Raw genomic sequence first — 16,955 nt, 5'->3', positions numbered from 1 at the left:
TCACGGGTTCGCTCGCACGCTCGCTCACGACCACGCCTCGCAAGCTCGGCGTGGCCGAACCCCGCCACCTCGCAAGCTCGGCGGCCGGGCAGCGTTCACGGGTTCGCTCGCACGCTCGCTCACGACTCGCCACGCTACCGGGCGTGACCCGCCGGGAGCGGCAGCAAAGGATGGTGTGTCAGTAGGTCGGCAGGCTCGGGTCCACGTCCCTGGCCCAGCCGAGCACCCCGCCGCCGACGTGTACCGCGTCGGCGAAGCCGGCCTTGTGCAGTGCGGCGAGCGCCTCGGCGGAGCGGCCGCCGGACTTGCAGTGCAGCACGATCGGCCGGTCCTGCGGCAGTTCGGCCAGCGCGGCGCCGGACAGGATGCGGTCCTTGGGAATCAGCGTGGAGCCGGGGATCCGCACGATCTCGAACTCGTGCGGTTCGCGGACGTCGATCAGCGCGAAGTTCTCGCCCCGGTCGAACTTCTCCTTCAGCTCCCGAGGGGTGATCGTGTGCCCGGCGGCGGCCCGCGACGCGTCGTCGGACACCACGCCGCAGAACGCCTCGTAGTCGATCAGGCCCTCGATCGGCTTGCTCTCCGGGTCCTTGCGGATCCTGATGGTCCGGTACGACATCTCCAGCGCGTCGTAGACCATCAGCCGGCCGAGCAGCGGCTCACCGATGCCGGTGAGCAGCTTGATCGCCTCGGTGACCATGATCGAGCCGATGGACGCGCACAGCACGCCGAGCACCCCGCCCTCGGCGCAGGACGGCACCATCCCGGGTGGCGGCGGCTCCGGGTAGAGGTCGCGGTAGTTCAGCCCCTGCCCGTTCGGCGCGTCCTCCCAGAACACGCTCACCTGGCCCTCGAACCGGAAGATCGACCCCCACACGTACGGCTTGCCGAGCAGCACGGCGGCGTCGTTGACCAGGTAGCGGGTGGCGAAGTTGTCGGTGCCGTCCAGGATCAGGTCGTAGCCGGCGAACACCTCGAGGGCGTTCTCCGCGCTCAGGTGCACCTGGTGCAGGTTCACCCGCACCAACGGGTTGATCTCGGCGATCGAGTCGCGCGCCGACTCGGACTTGGGCCGCCCGACGTCGGACTGGCCGTGGATCACCTGGCGCTGCAGGTTGGACTCGTCGACCACGTCGAAGTCGACGATGCCGAGCGTGCCAACCCCGGCAGCGGCCAGGTAGAGCAGCGCCGGGCTGCCCAGCCCACCCGCGCCAACCACGAGCACCTTGGCGTTCTTCAGCCGTTTCTGCCCGTCCACCCCGACGTCCGGAATGATCAGGTGCCGGCTGTACCTGGCGACCTCGTCCTTGGTCAGCTCGGCGGCCGGTTCGACAAGCGGCGGCAGGCTGCCAGCCATCGGTTCCTCCTCAGGGACTCAGGACCACCCCAAGTGTCCTCTCCACTTAACGCCTGGGTCCCACCCCGACTTCCACCGCTCCCACATCGCGGGACGGGGATCACCCCGCCGCCTTCGCCTGTGGGTTCGGCCACGCGTTGGGTTTGCACGTCTTGCCGTCGGCGGCGATCGGCTCCCGGTTGCCGACCGCCCGGTTCAGCTCGGCGACGAAGTTGTTCGACACCCCGAAGGTCTGCTGCATCATCACCGGGGCGAGCGCGCCCTCGGTTCCGCAGCCCACGTGCTGGTTGTTGAACGCGTGGCCGACCTCGTGGTTGATCGCGTACTGCCGGTAGGTGAGGATGTCGCCGTCGAACGCGGTCGCACCGCGCACCCAGCGGGCCAGGTTGATCAGCACCCGCTGCTCGCTGCGCCGGTAGCAGGACGACTCGTACTTGATCCCGTAGCCGCACTTGTCCGGCCGGTGCACGGTCTCCGGGGTGGACAGGCTGACCCGCATGGTCGGGTTGCCGGAGTCGACCCGCTGCACGGACACCCGCCCGCCGGTGGTCCAGCCGCGGGGGTCGGCCAGGGTCTGGTCGATCAGCCGGGCGAACGCCTCGTCGCCGCCGAAGGCGGACGCGTCGATGCCGTCCTCCACCTCGACGGTGTAGGTGTAGAGCTTGCCGCCGCCGCCGACCCGAGGGCCGGTGCCCGCGACGATGTGCCAACTGCCCGCGCCGGCCGGGGTGAACGGCCCGCCGTTGGGCAGCTCCGCGGTCGGCACGTTCACGTCCACCGGGGTGACCGGCAGCTCGGTGGCCTCGGGCGGCGGGAGCTCCTCGCTCGGCTCCTCCTCGGCCGCCACCACGCCGTCCGGCCCGGGCTGGGCGCCGGTGGCGGCGGCGCCGGCGTCCTGCTGGCCGACCTCGTGCACCACGAGCGCGGTCAGGGCGAGCAGCACCACCACAGACAGACCGTGCCAGCCGTACCTCCGCATCGCCGCGCCGAGCCCGCCGCGGCTGCGCCGGTGCGCCGGGCCCTCACCCGACTCGGCCGCGGGCCGCCAGGAGGCGCGCAGCGGCTGACCGCCCCGGCGGTTCGTGCCCGGCTTTGTCACCCGTTGAGTCGATGCGGAGCGGCTCTGCCTGGGGAGCGGTTGCTGCCCATGCGTCGTCCTGCTCACGAATGCAGCGTGCCACATCACGCAGCGATTGGCTGGGCTCTCCGCGCAGTCACCAGGCGTCACCGGCCTCCCACATCCCGAGGACCGCCCGGGCCACGGTGACCGGCCGCTCCATCTGCGCGACGTGGCCGGTGCGCGGCAGCACGAGCAGCCGGGCTCTGGGCAGCGCCTTGGCCAGTCGGGGCGCCTTGCGCACGGTGACCAACTTGTCCTCGGTCCCCCAGATCACCAGCGTGGGCATGGTGAGCCGGGGCGCGATGGTCCACAGCGAGCGCGCCGGGGGCACCAGCCAGGCCTTGAACAGCCCGGCGGCGCTGCGGGCCAGCGCCGTGGCCGCCCACTTCATCGCCGCCCGCTCCGCCGCCTCCGAGGTGGCCTCGGCCAGCCGCGCCTCGGGAATCTGTGTCGGGTCGGCGAAACACAGCCGGATCAGCTGCATGGCCCGGTCCCGCGGCGGCATCGCGGCCAGCGCGTGCCGCACCCGGGGCCCGACCACCGGCAGGAACATCAGCGGCAGCCGCGCGTCGGACAGCCGCCGCAGCGACGGCCGCAGGTCGGGCACGGCCGGCGAGACCAGGGTGAGCGAGCGGACCAGTTCCGGGTGCTCGGCGGCGTAGAGCATCGAGATGGCGCCGCCCATCGAGTTGCCGAACAGGTGCACCGGCCCGAGGTCCATGCCGCGCAGGAACCGGGCAAGCACCTCGGCGTGCGCGGTCAGCGAGAAGTCGAACCCGGGCATCGGCTCGGACCGCCCGAAGCCGGGCAGATCGACGGCCAGACCCGGGGCCTGCCCGGACAGCTGCGCGGCCAGGTCGGTCCAGTTGGTGGCCGAGCCGCCCAGTCCGTGCACGTAGACGGCGGTCGCCGCGCCAGTGGGTCCGGGCGTACGCCGGACATGTAACCTCAGGTCCCCGACGGAGCGCTCCTCGCCCGGCCACGGCGGGATCGTCTGATCCAGCCGGGGGAGCGCCGTCTCGGAGAACGGGACGCGGGTCAACGGCGACAGGCCCGCAGGGGTATTCATCGGACCAGTCTCCCTCCGCGGGGCGTTACCGACGAGTAAGGTCGGCAGAATCACCTGGACGGGACTCGGCGACCCCGATCCCGAGGCTTGCGTGACCGTTGGTGGAGGCGGTATGGCGGAGACCATCGAGCAGAACGGACAGGCCGGCAAGGGCGCACGGTTGCCGAGAACCGCACGGCGGGCCCAGTTGCTCGCCGCCGCCCAGGACGTCTTCGCGGCCAACGGCTATCACGCCGCGGCCATGGACGAGATCGCCGAGCGGGCCGGGGTCAGCAAGCCGGTGCTCTACCAGCACTTCCCCGGCAAGCTCGAGTTGTACATGGCGCTGCTCGACACGCACGTCGACGAGCTGATCCGGCGGGTGACCGAGGCGATGGCGGGCACCACGGACAACAAGCTCCGGGTGCGCAACGCCGTTGGCGCCTACTTCGACTTCGTCGACGGCGAGAGCCAGGCGTTCCGCCTGGTGTTCGAGTCCGATCTGCGCGGCGAGCCCGCGGTGCAGGACGCGGTCGAGCGGGCCACCGAGGCCAGCGTCCGCGCGATCACCGCCACCATCACCGCGGACGCCGGGCTGGACGACGTGCGCGCCCGGCTGCTCGCCGTCGGTCTGGCCGGGGTCAGCCAGGTGGCCGCCCGCGGCTGGCTCGCCGACCAGCGGCCGATCCCCAAGGACGAGGCCGTCGCGCTGATCTCCACGCTGATCTGGCGCGGGATCGGCGGCGGGTTCCCGCTGCAACATCAACACGAGTGACGCCGTGAACGAGCCGACCGGCAAGGGTGACGCCCGCCGGGACCGGTGGCGCTCGCACCGCGAGGCCCGGCGTGAGGAGTTCGTCCAGGCGGCGCTGCGCGCGCTGGCCGAGCACGGGCCGGACTTCGGCATGGAGCACGTGGCCGCCGAGGCCGGGGTCACCAAACCCGTGCTGTACCGGCATTTCACCGACAAGGCGGATCTCTACGTCGCGCTCGGCCAGCGCGGCACCCAGCTGCTGTTCGAGCGGCTCATCCCGGCGCTGAACAACGAGGAGGCGCCGGTCCCGCGGATCCGCAACAGCCTGCAGGCGTACTTCTCGGTGATCGAGGAGTATCCGAACCTGTACCGGCTGCTGATCCGCCGCCCGTTCGGCCGGGACGTGGTGGCCGAGGACAAGGAGCTGATCGGCGCCACGCTGAGCCGGTTGCTCGGCGACTATCTGCGGGCGCTGGACATGGACTCCGGCGCGGCCGAGCCGTGGGGCCACGGGATCGTCGGCCTGGTGCAGAACGTGAGCGAGTGGTGGCTGGAGCGCCGGACGATGAACCGGGACGCCGTCGTGGAGTACCTGACCGAGATCATCTGGGCGGCCATCGACGGGATCGTGCGCCAGCACGGCGGCGTGGTGCTCGACCCGAACGAGCCGATCGAGGTGGACCGGGTCGTGCAGCTGCGGCCGAGAAACCTCAGGTGACGAAGCCGACCCGGCGGGCGTCCGCCTTGCCGATCTCCACGTAGGCGACCCGGGCCGAAGGGATCACGTACCGGGCGCCCTTGGCGTCCACCATGACCAGCGTGCCCTGCTGGGTCCGCAGTGCGTCGCTGACCAGCGCCTCGACCTCGTCGGGAGCGAGATCGCTGGTCAACACGATCTCCCGCGCGGTGTCCGCGATCCCGATCTTGACCTCCACGCCGACCTCCGCAGCTCGCCCGACCCATCCGCCCAAACCCTAGCCGAGTCCGAGTGCCGTCATCCGCCTGCCGTGCTGCTGCTGTAACCGGCGGAACAGCGCGGCGATGCCAGCCAGGTCCCCGGTGCCGGCCACGATCAGCTCGGCCAGCCCGTCCCGCTCCGCCACCACGTACTGGGCCTGCGTCAACGCCTCGCCGAGCAGCCGGCGGCCCCACAGCGTGAGCCGGTCACGGACCGCCCGGTCCCGCTCGATCGCCGACCGGACTTCGCGCTCGGCGAACGCCGAGTGGCCGGTGTCGGCCAGCACGTCCAGCACCAGCGCCCGGCTGTCATCGTCGAGCCAGCCGGCCATCTCCCGATACAGGTCGGCCGCCAGCCCGTCGCCGACATACGCCTTGACCAGCGACTCCAGCCAGGACCGCGGGGCCGTGGAGGCGTGCCAGGTGTCGAAGTGGCCGATGAACGGCCGCATCGCGTCCTCGATGTCCACCCCGTGGCCGGCCAGGAACTTGTCGATCTTGGTGTAGTGCCCGATCTCGGCCGCCGCCATGGCCGACAGCGCCGCGCGACCGGCCATGGTCGGGGCGCTGCGGGCGTCCTCCGACAGCCGGTCGAAGGCCGAGAGCTCCCCGTAGGCGAGCACGCCGAGCAGGTCGACTACCCCCTGGTCGATGTCCGGACCGACCCCTTCCGGATCGACGCCCGCCGCCGCCGGCGTGTTCTCGCTCATGCCGGGAGCCTAACCGGCAACCGTCGCAGGTAGACTCGTCACGGACGCCCCGCGTGCCAAGGCCGACACCGAGGCCGCGCGGCCGGCGTCAGAGAGGGTGCGTGCACGCTTCCGACCCTCCCGCGTCGCGACCTGAAACCTTCAGGGCACCGCGAGCGCGGTCGAGCGGACCGTTTCCAGGCCGTGCGCGCCGGACACGAGAGAGGCGATCGCCCTGACCGTCAACACCGACAGTGACACGACCATCGACCCGGTGACGCTGGAACACAGCGAAGCCGGCGTCCCCGAGACCGACACCTCCCACCCGCTCCAGGCCGGCGCGCCGGTGCGGCCCGACTCCCCCACGTTCGCCGGGCTCGGCGCCCGGCCGGAGATCGTCCGCGCGCTGGCCGAGGCCGGCATCGAGCGCACGTTCGCGATCCAGGAGCTCACCCTGCCGCTGGCGCTGGCCGGCGACGACATCATCGGCCAGGCCCGCACCGGCACCGGCAAGACGCTGGGCTTCGGCGTGCCGCTGCTGCAGCGGATCACCACGCCCGGCGACGGCACGCCGCAGGCACTGGTGGTCGTGCCCACCCGCGAGCTGTGCCTGCAGGTGACCCATGACCTGCGCGACGCCGGCAAGCACCTGGGCATCCGGGTGCTGTCCATCTACGGCGGCCGGCCGTACGAGCCGCAGATCGCGGCGCTGCGCGGCGGCGTGGACATCGTGATCGGCACCCCCGGCCGGCTGCTCGATCTGGCCGAGCAGCGGCACCTGGTGCTGGGCAAGGTGTCCGGCCTGGTGCTCGACGAGGCCGACAAGATGCTCGACCTCGGCTTCCTGCCGGACATCGAGCGGATCCTGCGGATGGTCCCGGACAACCGGCAGACCATGCTGTTCTCGGCCACGATGCCCGGGCCGATCATCACGCTGGCCCGCACGTTCCTGCGCCGGCCGACGCACATCCGGGCCGAGGAGAACGACGCCGCCGCGGTCAACGAGAAGACCGCTCAGTTCATCTACCGGGCGCACTCGCTTGACAAGATCGAGATCGTGGCGCGGGCGCTGCAGGCCGACGGCCGCGGCCTCACGATGATCTTCACAAGGACCAAGCGCACCGCGCAGAAGCTCTCCGACGACCTCACCGAGCGCGGGTTCGCGGTCGCGGCCGTGCACGGTGACCTCGGCCAGGGCGCCCGCGAGCAGGCGCTGCGCGCGTTCCGCTCCGGCAAGGTCGACGTGCTGGTGTCCACCGACGTCGCGGCCCGCGGGCTGGACGTGGACGACGTCACGCACGTGATCAACTACCAGTGTCCCGAGGACGACGACACCTACATCCACCGGATCGGTCGCACCGGCCGGGCCGGCAAGACCGGGGTGGCGATCACGCTCGTGGACTGGGACGAGGAAGCCCGCTGGAAGTTGGTCAGCGACACGCTCGGCCTGGACGTGCCGGTGCCGGTCGAGACCTACTCCACCTCCGAGCATCTGTTCAGCGACCTGGGCATCCCGACCAACATCACCGGCCGGCTGCCGCTGGCCAAGCGGACAAGGGCCGGCCTGGACGCCGAGCCGGAGGAGAACTTCGGCGACCGCAAGAAGCGGGAGCGCAAGCCCCGCGGCGGCCGGCGCGGCCGCGGGACGGCCGATGCCGGGACCGAGCGGATCGCCCGCGACGAGCCCGAGGCGACCGGCCCGAGCCGGCAGCGGCGGCGCCGCCGGCGCGGCGGCGCGGCCGAGACCGGCGCGCCGACCGAGACCGCTGCACCGGCCGAGACCAAGGCCGAGCGGCCGGCCCGGCGCCGGCGCCGCCGGCGCGGCGGGGTCGACGAGACACCGAACACGGGCGACACGGCGGGCACGGCAGACTAGCGGTCCATGAACACGATCGGGTCGGAGGACGTGCTCGCCGGCGAGCACCCCGGTGAGCCGGAGCCGCTCGACCCGATCGACCGGACCCGGTTCCGGCGCGGCACCGATCTGCTGGTCGTTGCGCTGATCATGGTCGTGACGCTGGTGCTCGGCCTGGTGATCTGGTGGAACAGCGACTTCCGGGCCACCTCGTCGCAGCCGAACCCGAACCCGGTCGCGCCGCCGGAGCAGCCGCTGGTGTTTCCGCCCTCGCTCGGCGAGGCGTGGCGTGCCACCAGCCCGGCCACCCCGATCCCGGCCGTGGCCGGACCGGTGGTGGTGACCGGCGACGGCGGGGAGGCGGCCGGCCGCGACCCGATCACCGGCGACGTGCTCTGGCGCTACACCCGGGACCTGCCGCTGTGCACGATCGCTTCGGCATGGTCGCTCGCGGTCGTGGTGTACCGGACCGACGGCAACTGGCTGCCGACCGGCGACTCCCGGTCCGGCGGCGGCTGCACCGAGGTCGCCGCGCTCGACCCGGCCTCCGGCAAGCGGGGCAAGCAGCCCGTCCCAGGGCAGCCGGTGGACAAGCCGGTCAACCTGCAGCGGCACTCCGACGCCGAACTCGGCACCCGACTGCTGTCCGACGGCACCTTCGTCACCACCACCGGCCGGCGGCTGCTCACCACGTGGCGCTCGGACCTGGTGCAGACCATGGAGTACGGGGCGCTGCCGGCCATCGTCAACCCGGGCAAGCAACCGCGCACCGGTTGCGAGTACGGCTCGGTCGCGGTCGGCCCCAGCCGGATCGGCGTGATCGAGCGCTGCCCGAACGAGCAGGGCGACCGGCTGACCGTCTACCGGGCGACCAACTCCGACAACAAGGCCGACGAGCCGGCGGTGGTGTTCAGCGAGCTGGTCGGCACCGCCGGCGCCCGGCTGGTGGCCATGGCCAACGCGCGCACCGCGGTCCTGCTGCCCAACCCGAGCCGCCTGGTGGTGTACGACGACCAGGGTGCGCAGCAGGCCGAGTATCCGCTGAGCCTGCCCGACGAGGAACTGCGCGGCGACCCGGACGGGCTGGTCGTGCCGCTGGTCAAGGGCGGCGAAACGGACTACTGGTTCACCGGCTCGCGGACGATCGCGCTGGACGCCGACGAGCTGCGGCCACTGTGGACCGCGGTGGACACGCTCGGCCCGGGCACGCTGTTCGCCGGCCGGTTGCTGGTGCCGGTGCGCAACGGGATCCGGGTGCTCGACCAGGTCACCGGCGAGACCGTCGGCACCGCCGCGCTCGACCGCGGCGGCTATCGCGGTCTGGTCACGATGGCGACGATCGGGCCCATGGTTCTGGAACAACGCGGTGCCGATGTAGTCGCGCTTCGTTGAGGTTCGACGATAACTCCAGATTTCTCAGGCACACTCGATTTGTGAACCTCGTCCCGCCTCAGCCCTGGTCCCAGCTCAGCCCACACGGGGCAGAGCGGGTCGACCTGCCTGGCAGGTACGGCCCGATCGCCGCTCTGCACGTCAGAGCCACGGCACCGGGACGTGGCCCGGTACCGATCGTGCTGATGGTGCCCGGGTACTCGGGCTCCAAGGAGGACTTCGCACCGCTGATGGATCCGATCGCGCGGATCGGGTTCGACGCGATCGCGATCGACCTGCCCGGGCAGTACGAGTCGGCCGGCCCGACCGAGGAGGCGGCCTACCTGCCGAGCGCGCTGGGTCTGGTGGTGGCCGAGCTGGTCGGCAAGCTGGCCGCGGACGGCAACCCGGTGATGCTGCTCGGTCACTCCTACGGCGGTCTGGTCGCCCGCAGCGCGGTGCTGGCCGGTGCGCCGATCGTCGGGCTGACCCTGATGGCCACCGGCCCGGCCGAGCTGCCGCAGGGCTGGCGCCGGCAGGCGCTGGACATCGGTGAGCCGGCCATCCGCCAGCACGGCATCGAGGCCGCCCAACGGCTCAAGGACACCCTGGACGCGCACAACCCGGCCTGGGTCGCCCTGCCGGAGCCGCTCAAGACGTTCCTGCGCAACCGGTTCCTGCGGTCCGCGCCGGCCGCCCTGCTCGGCATGGCGCACGGCCTGCGCACCGAGCCCGACCTGGTCGGGGCGCTGGCCCGGCTGATGCAGTCCTCCGGCGCGCAGAGCCTGGTCGTCTGCGGCGAGGGCGACGACGCCTGGCCGGTCTCGGCCCAGCGCGACATGGCCGACCGGCTCGACGCCGACTTCGCCGTCATCCGCGGCGCCCGGCACTCCCCCGCCATCGAGAACCCGGACGAGTTGCTCGACGTCCTGATCCCGACCTGGCGTACCTGGCTGCTCTACGCCGAGCTGCCGGTCGCCGCCTGACCCTCGGTCAGGCCCACCAGAAGATCCACAGCGTGGCGCCGGTGACGGCCAGCACGCCGAGCACCGCGAGCGCCGCCGTCCGGCCGCGAGCGCGGTCGGCGACCCGCTGAGCGAGCACGGCCAGGCCGGCGGCGACCAGATGGGCGGCCACCGTGAGCAGGCCGGGGCCGGGTTTCCCCTGGGCCACGGCCAGGATCTGGAACACCAGCACGACCGCGGCCAGCGCGCCGAGGCCGAGCGCGAGCGCACCGGACAGCTCGGGCCAGAAGCGGGCGCGCCCGCGGGCCGGCGGCTGCGGCGCGGTCACGTCCATCAGCGAATCGTGCACGGGATCACCTGGGTTCTAGTCGACGAGCAGGGACCACGGTTCGGCCGCGGGGCCGGCGGCCTGGCCTTCCGGACAGCTGCGCCGGAAGTCGCACCAGGTGCACTGCCGCCCCACCTGCGCCGGGAACAACACGTCCGGATCACCGCCGGCATCGAGCGTATCCCGAGCCAGCTGGAGCTCCTCGGCGGTCTCCTCGGCCCGGGTCTGGTGCCTGGTCAGGGACGCCTCGGTGTGCTCCCAGGCGGCCACCGACCCGGTGGGCAGGTGGTGCAGCTCGACCCGGGTGCACGGGCGGCGCAACGTGCGCCGGGCGGCGATCACGTACAGCGCGAGCGCCTGCGAGCCCCGGGCGTCGTCGGTGGTCAGCACGTGCCGGCCGGTCTTGTAGTCGACGATCACCAGTTCGCCGTCGCGCTCGTCGATCCGGTCCACCCGGCCCTCGGCGACGATCGTGCCGACCGGTGCGGACACCCACCGCTCCAGCCCGACCGGCTCCATGGTCACGTCCAGCTCCGCCACGTAGTCGGCCACCCAGCCGGCGGCCCGCTCCCGGAACCGGGCCGACTGCTCGGGCCCGGCGAACCCGTCGTCCTTCCAGCCCTGCCGGACCAGGGCGACCGCCGCGTCCGGCGTCCGGCGCCGGGGCGGCAGGTCCAGGAACGCCCGCAGTGCGTTGTGCACCACGGCACCGAGCGTGCTGTGCGCCCACGGCCCGCCCTTGGGCGGCGTCGGCCGGTCGAGATAGGTCATCCGGTAGCGACGCGGGCAGTCGGCCCAGACCGCGAGCCGGGCAGGGGTCACCCTGATCAGCTTGCGCGGCATGCTGTCGAAGCCCAACTGCCCGTGCACACCTCAACCTTAGGTGCCCGCCCCGACACGCACCGGAGCACGGGGTCATGCGGACAGCACGGGGGCGCCGGTGGCCCGCTCGGCGATGGCGTCCAGCATCTGCGGGTCAGTGGTCTCCTGGCCCAGCCGCACGGTCTTGTTGCTGCCGTGATAGTCGCTGGAGCCGGTGGTCAGCAGGTCGAGGTCGGCGGCGAGGCCACGCAGCCGCTGCCGGTCGGCCGGGTCGTGGTCGGGGTGGTCGACCTCGATGCCGTCCAGCCCGGCGGCGGCCAGCTCGGCGATCACCTCGGCGGTCACGGTCGGGCCCCGGCGGTGCGCGAAGGCGTGCGCCAGCACGCTCACCCCGCCGGATGCGGTCACCATGGCCAGCGCGTCCAGCACCGGAGTGCGGTTGCTCGGGATGTAGTAGCGGCCGCGATCGTTGAGATAGCGGGCAAATGCCTCGTCCACAGTGGACACGACGCCGGCCCGCACCAGGACCGTGGCCAGGTGCGGGCGGCCCGGCGTGACCCCGGCGGGCACGCCGTCGAGCAGCGCGTCCGGGTCGACCGGGAGCCCGTCGGCCGCCATCCGCTCGGCGATGCGGCGCAACCGGATTCGGCGCTCGGCTCGGGACTTCTCGTGCGTCCGCACCACGGCGCCGGCCTCCGGGTCGAACAGGTAGGCCAACAGGTGGACCGTGCACTCGCCGCCGCGGCCGTCCGGGGAAAGGCAGGACAGCTCGGCGCCGCGCACCAGCCGCAGTCCCGGCGGCAGCGCCGCCGCCGCATCGGCCCAGCCGGCCGTGGTGTCGTGGTCGGTGAGCGCCACCGTGTCCAGCCCGGCCCGGGCCGCGGCCGCGACCAACTCGGCCGGGCTGTCGGTGCCATCCGAAGCGGTGGAGTGGGTGTGCAGGTCGATGCGCATGACCTCGAGTGTCGCGCAGCCCGCTAACCGACCGCTTTCTTTCCCTGGGCGATGCGGCGCGCCTGCATCATCGAGAACCGGCTGCTCCGGGCGCCGACCGGCCGGCGCTGGTCGGTCTCCTGGCCGAAGACCAGCGCGGAGATCGCGTCGAACACCCGCTCCGGCTTGGGCAGGTACTCGATCTGGTTGAGTGCCTGGATCTGGCCGGCCGACTCGACGATCATCGTGCCGTACCCGAGCATCCGGCCCATCAGAGTGCGCTTGTAGGTCAGGTCGGTGACCTTGCCGATCGGCATCATCAGCACCCGGGTGGTGAACACGCCGGTGGTCATCAGGATCCGCTTGTCGGTGACCACGATCCGCTCCACCCACCAGATCAGGACCTCGTAGGTGAACCGCAGCAGCACGAACAACGCCACGTACCAGAGCACGTTCTGGATCAGATAACCCTGCGGGGGCAGCAGGTAGGAGACCATGATGCAGACCGCGAGCAAGGCGATGGCCTCGAAGGTGTCCCAGGCTAACGCTGCCCAGTGACGACGAACCCGGATCACCCGACGCTCAGAGTCGAGCAGGTACTCGTCCGGGTCCCGTGGCGCGAACATGCTCCGACGCTACCCGCTCAGCCGTTGAAGACCGAGCGCACAAACGTGATCACAGCCTCTGCGGCGTTCCTGAGCCCCGTGAGGAGGTCGTTCACCAGGGCCGCGGACTGCACCGGCTGAGTGATCAGGAAGAACGCGACCAAGGCAATACCGACGATTGCCAAGACCTTCTTCAGTTTCACGGTGTCTGCCTATCCCCTTGAAAATGTGATCTTGCACTCAACAAAATTTGTACAGCACTTCGGCGGACTATGGGAGCCAAGTCCCGCTGTTGGGTCAACAACTCGTACGCCTACCGCAGTAGGGACTACGCTGTGTGTTCGTGACCAGCTCCGGCGTTCGGATTATCAGGTGCGTCGGAGCCATTGTTCGTGACTCTGCGGGACGCCTTCTCCTCGTTCAGCGGGACAACGACCCGGGGCGCGGAAAGTGGTCGCTGCCCGGCGGCCGGGTCGAGACCGGCGAGAGCGACTCCACCGCATTGGCGCGCGAGCTGCTCGAGGAGACCGGCCTTTCGGTGCGGCCGGGCCCGCTCGTGGGCAGCGTCGAAAGAGCCGCGCCGGGTGGAGTCTACTTGATCTACGACTACGCCTGCGAGGTGATCGGCGGAACCCTGCGCCCCGGCGACGACGCCCGCGCCGTGGCCTGGGTGGACGCCACCCGGTTCACCGCCATGGAGACCTCCGGCGCCCTCACCCCCCAGCTCGCCGACACCCTGCGGGAATGGCACCAGATTCCCGAACCCGATTGATCACACCCGGCAACCGCCGAGTACCCGCCCGGCCCGATCTCCCGGTTCGGCCACCCGAGTTGCGGGTGTCAGCCACCCGGGTCGCCGGTGCGGTCAGCCGAATCGCCGGTTCGGACCGGGATTCGGCGGTCAGGGCAGCCAGGTCATGCGTTGACCGTGCCAGGCGGTGCGGGCAAGGGGTCGGGCGTGCGCTTGGCCGGCGGTCCAGCGGACCAGGCCGAGGACGCCGAAGCTTGGCTCGCCCTTGGCGCGCTGCAGGGTGGCCGGCCGGTCCGGCAGTAGGTGGGCGAGTCCGGCGGCGTACTCCTCGTGGCTGACCCAGGTCAGGTCCCGGGCCGCGGCGAGGTCGGACAGCGTTGCCTGGAAGGCATGTTGGCGGTCGGTGGGCAAATAGTGCATGGCCACGCTGGTGATCAGCACGACCGGCAGCTCGGTGGGGATCCGGGCGACGGCCGCGGGCAGGTCGTCGATCGCGTCACCGGTGATCAGTTCCGGGGGGTCGGCGCGTTGGACCGCGGCGGCGGCGGCCAGCAGGCGCAGCCGTTCCGGCTGGTCCGGCCAGACACACGCCTCGAGCCAGGCGTACTGATCCTCGTCGGAGAGGTCGATCGGCGACCGGTCCAGCCCGACCCGGGCCCGCACCTGGATGGTCTTCGGTATGGCCGGAAGCGTGGCGCCCTCGGCCAGTTCCAGCGCGCAGTGCAGGCCGACCCGGGCCCGGGCCGGACCGGCGACGACCGGGCCGGACTGCTCGGTCTGGTACCGGTAGCCGTACCGGTCCAGGCCGAGCAGCAGGCCGCCGCTGCAGCCCACCTCGACCAGGCCGATCGGCCGGCCGGCCGCGGCCCGCGCGACGGCCGGGTAGAGCAGCGCGGCCCGCCGCACCTCGTTGGTCTGCGTGGTGTGCCGGGCGATCAGGTCACGGATGGCGTCGGCCCGCTCAAGCACGAAGGTCCGGAACAACGGCCAGGTGGCCCCGTCCACGCCGTAGTTGCCGCCGAGCGACGGGTAGTAGTTGGCGAGCTCGTGGATCGGGTTGGCCTGCAACACCCGGTGCACCGCGGCGAACAGCAGCGTCGCGTGGGCGAACTCCGCCGGGGCCGCGGTGAGCAGTTGGTAGATCTCGGGATCCTCGGCGGACCGCTCGGCGAGATGGGCGTAGAGCGGGGACACCGGAACGGCGTCGACCTCCGCGAACCGCCGCAGCCTGCGCTGGACCAGATCCACCAGCTCCGCGGCGGCCATCGCCCTCCCCTTTCAGTCGCGTGGCACCGGGCGGCCCGGCTGCTCGCCGCCGCGCGCCTCACCGTAGGACCGCTTGGGCACCATCACCTTGCGGCGGAAGCTGAGCACCACGGTGCCGTCCTGCTTGTAGCCGCGGGTCTCCACGTACACCACGCCCCGGTCGTCCTTGGACTTCGACGGGGTCTTGTCCAGCACCTCGGTCTCGCCGTAGATCGTGTCCCCGTGGAAGGTCGGCTTGAGATGCCGCAGCGACTCGACCTCGAGGTTGGCGATCGCCTTGCCGGACACGTCGGGCACCGACATGCCGAGCACCAGCGAGTACACGTAGTTGCCCACCACGACGTTGCGGCCGAAGTCGGTGGTGTTCTCAGCGTAGTTCGCGTCCATGTGCAGCGGATGGTGGTTCATCGTCAGCAGGCAGAACAGGTGATCGTCGTACTCGGTCACCGTCTTGCCCGGCCAGTGCTTGTACACCGCGCCGACCTCGAACTCCTCGTAGTACCGACCGAACTGCACGCCATGCCTCCGGCTCCGAGCGGGGAAACGTGCACAGTCTGCCCGCCGCCCACCAGGCCTGCGCAACTGGTCTGTGAGGGACGGCACCGGGGATGTGAGCGGGCTCGCGAGCGAACCATCGAGCGCTGAGGCGCACGCCGCGTGGTTAGGTGGCTGATCGAGTGGGGGGTACTCTGGCCAATTGGTGTCTTCAGCACCGGGACCCGAGGAGGTGAGGACGCATGGGCGATCCCCATACCGCCGACAGCGCGAGCGGGTGCAGTACCAGCCGCGTCCCCACCGGAGTCTTCCGAGGTCACCCGGCCTGACCAGGCCCGTGGCGCCGGCCGGGACGCGTCCATCGACGACGTGAGCTGCTGGAGGACCACATGCCGTCCATTCCTTCGCTGTCCGGTCTGCGCGGCCGGACCAACCGGAACGCCTCCACCAACGCCGTGCCGCAGGCGCCGTTGTCCGCGTACGTCGTGGACTGCGCGGTCTACGTGGCGGGTGAGCGGTTGCCCGGGGGGCGCACGCACGCCGAGGCCATCACCGAGGTCCGCGAGCGCGGCGAGGGGTTCGTCTGGATCGGCGTGTTCGAGCCGGACCAGGAGCAGATCCAGGGCATCGCCGAGACGTTCGGGCTGCACGCGCTCGCGGTCGAGGACGCCGTCGTCGCCCACCAGCGGCCCAAGCTCGAGCGCTACGACGAGACCCTGTTCATGGTGCTCAAGACCGTGCGGTACGTCGAGCACGAGTCGCCGACCACGGCCAACGAGATCGTGGAGACCGGCGAGATCATGGCCTTCCTCGGCCGGGACTTCATCGTCACCGTGCGACACGGCCAGCACACCGCCCTGCACGGCCTGCGCGCCGACCTCGAGGCCGACCCGGAACGCCTCGGCCACGGGCCGGCCGCCGTGCTGCACGCGATCGCCGACCGGGTGGTGGACAGCTACCTCGCGGTGACCGGGGCGATCGAGGAGGACATCGACGAGATCGAGTCGATGGTGTTCGCGCCGAACAGCCCGATCGGCGCCGAGCAGATGTACCTGATGAAGCGCGAGGTGCTCGAGCTGCGCCGGTCGGTGACGCCGCTGGCCAATCCGTTGCGGCGGCTGGCCGAGGGGTACTCGCCGCTGATTCCGGACGCGGTGCGGTCCTACTTCCGGGACGTGGACGATCACCTGACCACCGTGTCCGAGCACGTGGCCAGCTTCGACGAGCTGCTCACCACACTGGTCGACGCGACCCTGGCGAAGATCACGCTGCAGCAGAGCGCGGACATGCGCAAGATCACCTCGTGGGCGGCGATCATCGCGGTGCCGACCATGGTGGTCGGGGTCTACGGGATGAACTTCGACTACATGCCCGAGCTGCGTTGGCACTTCGGCTATCCGCTGGTGATGGTGCTGATCCTGGTGGCCTGTCTGATCCTCTACCGGACCTTCCGGCGAAACCGATGGCTCTAGCTGGGTGCGCCGTTCCCGGCCACCCAGCGCGCCACACCGGATTCCGCCGACTCCCTCGATGGAGGCTTCCCCATGGTCCGCCTGCTCACCAAGTACTGGTTCTGGATCATCACCTTCGTGGTCTGCTGGATCACCATGATCACGGTGCTGATCGCCGAGGGCGAGGG

The 16,955-nt window shown here is 71.4% G+C and carries 19 protein-coding genes; 7 read left to right on the top strand and 12 right to left on the bottom strand.

From position 1 onward, the window contains the following. Positions 1 to 178: 178 nt before the first annotated feature. From moeZ to VFV67_RS03275, 3 genes are all read right to left on the bottom strand, one after another. Complete coding sequence (moeZ, locus tag VFV67_RS03285; protein ID WP_326467067.1) at positions 179 to 1,357, bottom strand: adenylyltransferase/sulfurtransferase MoeZ; 1,179 nt, start codon at positions 1,355 to 1,357, stop codon at positions 179 to 181. Between the two features lie 100 nt (positions 1,358 to 1,457). Beyond that, the gene (locus VFV67_RS03280) at positions 1,458 to 2,456 is read right to left on the bottom strand and encodes a DUF3152 domain-containing protein (RefSeq protein WP_326467065.1); all 999 of its coding nucleotides are present in this window, start codon (positions 2,454 to 2,456) and stop codon (positions 1,458 to 1,460) included. A gap of 115 nt (positions 2,457 to 2,571) precedes the next feature. Beyond that, positions 2,572 to 3,546 (bottom strand): alpha/beta fold hydrolase, encoded by a 975-nt coding sequence (locus VFV67_RS03275; protein WP_326467064.1) that lies wholly within the window; start codon positions 3,544 to 3,546, stop codon positions 2,572 to 2,574. Between the two features lie 112 nt (positions 3,547 to 3,658). Between VFV67_RS03275 and VFV67_RS03270 the strand changes: the two genes are divergently transcribed. Beyond that, positions 3,659 to 4,300: a TetR/AcrR family transcriptional regulator gene (locus tag VFV67_RS03270; RefSeq protein ID WP_326467063.1), complete on the top strand. Its 642-nt coding sequence runs from the start codon at positions 3,659 to 3,661 to the stop codon at positions 4,298 to 4,300. Between the two features lie 4 nt (positions 4,301 to 4,304). Next, positions 4,305 to 4,997, top strand: a complete 693-nt coding sequence (locus VFV67_RS03265; protein ID WP_326467061.1) for a TetR/AcrR family transcriptional regulator — start codon at positions 4,305 to 4,307, stop codon at positions 4,995 to 4,997. Here the strand turns inward: VFV67_RS03265 and VFV67_RS03260 are convergent. Then, on the bottom strand, positions 4,990 to 5,214 hold the full coding sequence (locus VFV67_RS03260) for a DUF3107 domain-containing protein (protein ID WP_326467059.1): 225 nt from the start codon (positions 5,212 to 5,214) through the stop codon (positions 4,990 to 4,992). The genes VFV67_RS03265 and VFV67_RS03260 overlap by 8 nt on opposite strands. A 39-nt stretch (positions 5,215 to 5,253) precedes the next feature. Then, the gene (locus tag VFV67_RS03255; RefSeq protein WP_326467057.1) at positions 5,254 to 5,946 is read right to left on the bottom strand and encodes a ferritin-like fold-containing protein; all 693 of its coding nucleotides are present in this window, start codon (positions 5,944 to 5,946) and stop codon (positions 5,254 to 5,256) included. A 253-nt stretch (positions 5,947 to 6,199) separates the two neighbouring features. Here VFV67_RS03255 and VFV67_RS03250 point away from each other — a divergent pair, with 253 nt between their 5' ends. The 3 genes from VFV67_RS03250 (at position 6,200) to VFV67_RS03240 (ending at position 10,137) form a co-directional block, all read left to right on the top strand. Continuing rightward, positions 6,200 to 7,801 (top strand): DEAD/DEAH box helicase, encoded by a 1,602-nt coding sequence (locus tag VFV67_RS03250; protein WP_326467055.1) that lies wholly within the window; start codon positions 6,200 to 6,202, stop codon positions 7,799 to 7,801. 6 nt (positions 7,802 to 7,807) lie between these two features. Further along, the gene (locus VFV67_RS03245; protein WP_326467054.1) at positions 7,808 to 9,172 is read left to right on the top strand and encodes a hypothetical protein; all 1,365 of its coding nucleotides are present in this window, start codon (positions 7,808 to 7,810) and stop codon (positions 9,170 to 9,172) included. A gap of 185 nt (positions 9,173 to 9,357) precedes the next feature. Further along, positions 9,358 to 10,137 (top strand): alpha/beta hydrolase, encoded by a 780-nt coding sequence (locus VFV67_RS03240; RefSeq protein ID WP_326467073.1) that lies wholly within the window; start codon positions 9,358 to 9,360, stop codon positions 10,135 to 10,137. A 7-nt stretch (positions 10,138 to 10,144) separates the two neighbouring features. On the opposite strand, the gene VFV67_RS03235 is transcribed toward VFV67_RS03240, so the two are convergent. From VFV67_RS03235 to VFV67_RS03215, 5 genes are read right to left on the bottom strand one after another with little or no spacing between them, the layout of a single operon-like run. After that, positions 10,145 to 10,465, bottom strand: a complete 321-nt coding sequence (locus VFV67_RS03235) for a hypothetical protein (RefSeq protein ID WP_326467053.1) — start codon at positions 10,463 to 10,465, stop codon at positions 10,145 to 10,147. A 15-nt stretch (positions 10,466 to 10,480) separates the two neighbouring features. Then, positions 10,481 to 11,314, bottom strand: coding sequence for a PD-(D/E)XK nuclease family protein (locus VFV67_RS03230; protein ID WP_326467052.1), 834 nt, complete (start codon positions 11,312 to 11,314; stop codon positions 10,481 to 10,483). Positions 11,315 to 11,359: 45 nt separating this feature from the next. Next, positions 11,360 to 12,220: a PHP domain-containing protein gene (locus tag VFV67_RS03225; RefSeq protein WP_326467051.1), complete on the bottom strand. Its 861-nt coding sequence runs from the start codon at positions 12,218 to 12,220 to the stop codon at positions 11,360 to 11,362. 23 nt (positions 12,221 to 12,243) lie between these two features. Then, positions 12,244 to 12,825, bottom strand: coding sequence for a PH domain-containing protein (locus VFV67_RS03220; RefSeq protein ID WP_326467049.1), 582 nt, complete (start codon positions 12,823 to 12,825; stop codon positions 12,244 to 12,246). A 17-nt stretch (positions 12,826 to 12,842) separates the two neighbouring features. Continuing rightward, positions 12,843 to 13,007 (bottom strand): hypothetical protein, encoded by a 165-nt coding sequence (locus VFV67_RS03215; RefSeq protein ID WP_326467047.1) that lies wholly within the window; start codon positions 13,005 to 13,007, stop codon positions 12,843 to 12,845. Between the two features lie 161 nt (positions 13,008 to 13,168). Here VFV67_RS03215 and VFV67_RS03210 point away from each other — a divergent pair, with 161 nt between their 5' ends. Then, positions 13,169 to 13,576: an NUDIX hydrolase gene (locus VFV67_RS03210; RefSeq protein WP_414636159.1), complete on the top strand. Its 408-nt coding sequence runs from the start codon at positions 13,169 to 13,171 to the stop codon at positions 13,574 to 13,576. 129 nt (positions 13,577 to 13,705) lie between these two features. On the opposite strand, the gene VFV67_RS03205 is transcribed toward VFV67_RS03210, so the two are convergent. Together VFV67_RS03205 and VFV67_RS03200 are read right to left on the bottom strand one after the other, a co-directional pair. Beyond that, complete coding sequence (locus VFV67_RS03205; protein ID WP_326467045.1) at positions 13,706 to 14,821, bottom strand: DUF2332 domain-containing protein; 1,116 nt, start codon at positions 14,819 to 14,821, stop codon at positions 13,706 to 13,708. A 12-nt stretch (positions 14,822 to 14,833) separates the two neighbouring features. Then, a complete protein-coding gene (locus VFV67_RS03200; protein ID WP_326467044.1) occupies positions 14,834 to 15,337 on the bottom strand; it encodes a MaoC family dehydratase in 504 nt (167 codons plus the stop codon). A 368-nt stretch (positions 15,338 to 15,705) separates the two neighbouring features. Between VFV67_RS03200 and VFV67_RS03195 the strand changes: the two genes are divergently transcribed. Next, a complete protein-coding gene (locus VFV67_RS03195) occupies positions 15,706 to 16,788 on the top strand; it encodes a magnesium and cobalt transport protein CorA (protein ID WP_326467043.1) in 1,083 nt (360 codons plus the stop codon). The last annotated feature ends 167 nt before the right edge of the window (positions 16,789 to 16,955 follow it).

Source organism: Actinophytocola sp., assembly GCF_035762905.1.
Lineage (GTDB): Bacteria > Actinomycetota > Actinomycetes > Mycobacteriales > Pseudonocardiaceae > DASYTH01.
Note: the sequence above shows the minus strand (reverse complement) of the source record. Positions and strands in the feature narration are given on the sequence as shown.

Excerpts from the sequence above, each read along its gene's own strand:
- VFV67_RS03225 (WP_326467051.1), bottom strand. The coding sequence starts at position 12,220 with ATGCGCATCGACCTGCACACCCACTCCACCGCTTCGGATGGCACCGAC.
- VFV67_RS03220 (WP_326467049.1), bottom strand. The coding sequence starts at position 12,825 with ATGTTCGCGCCACGGGACCCGGACGAGTACCTGCTCGACTCTGAGCGT.
- VFV67_RS03245 (WP_326467054.1), top strand. The coding sequence starts at position 7,808 with ATGAACACGATCGGGTCGGAGGACGTGCTCGCCGGCGAGCACCCCGGT.
- VFV67_RS03255 (WP_326467057.1), bottom strand. The coding sequence starts at position 5,946 with ATGAGCGAGAACACGCCGGCGGCGGCGGGCGTCGATCCGGAAGGGGTC.
- moeZ (WP_326467067.1), bottom strand. The coding sequence starts at position 1,357 with ATGGCTGGCAGCCTGCCGCCGCTTGTCGAACCGGCCGCCGAGCTGACC.
- VFV67_RS03240 (WP_326467073.1), top strand. The coding sequence starts at position 9,358 with ATGGTGCCCGGGTACTCGGGCTCCAAGGAGGACTTCGCACCGCTGATG.
- VFV67_RS03275 (WP_326467064.1), bottom strand. The coding sequence starts at position 3,546 with ATGAATACCCCTGCGGGCCTGTCGCCGTTGACCCGCGTCCCGTTCTCC.
- VFV67_RS03195 (WP_326467043.1), top strand. The coding sequence starts at position 15,706 with ATGCCGTCCATTCCTTCGCTGTCCGGTCTGCGCGGCCGGACCAACCGG.
- VFV67_RS03270 (WP_326467063.1), top strand. The coding sequence starts at position 3,659 with ATGGCGGAGACCATCGAGCAGAACGGACAGGCCGGCAAGGGCGCACGG.
- VFV67_RS03205 (WP_326467045.1), bottom strand. The coding sequence starts at position 14,821 with ATGGCCGCCGCGGAGCTGGTGGATCTGGTCCAGCGCAGGCTGCGGCGG.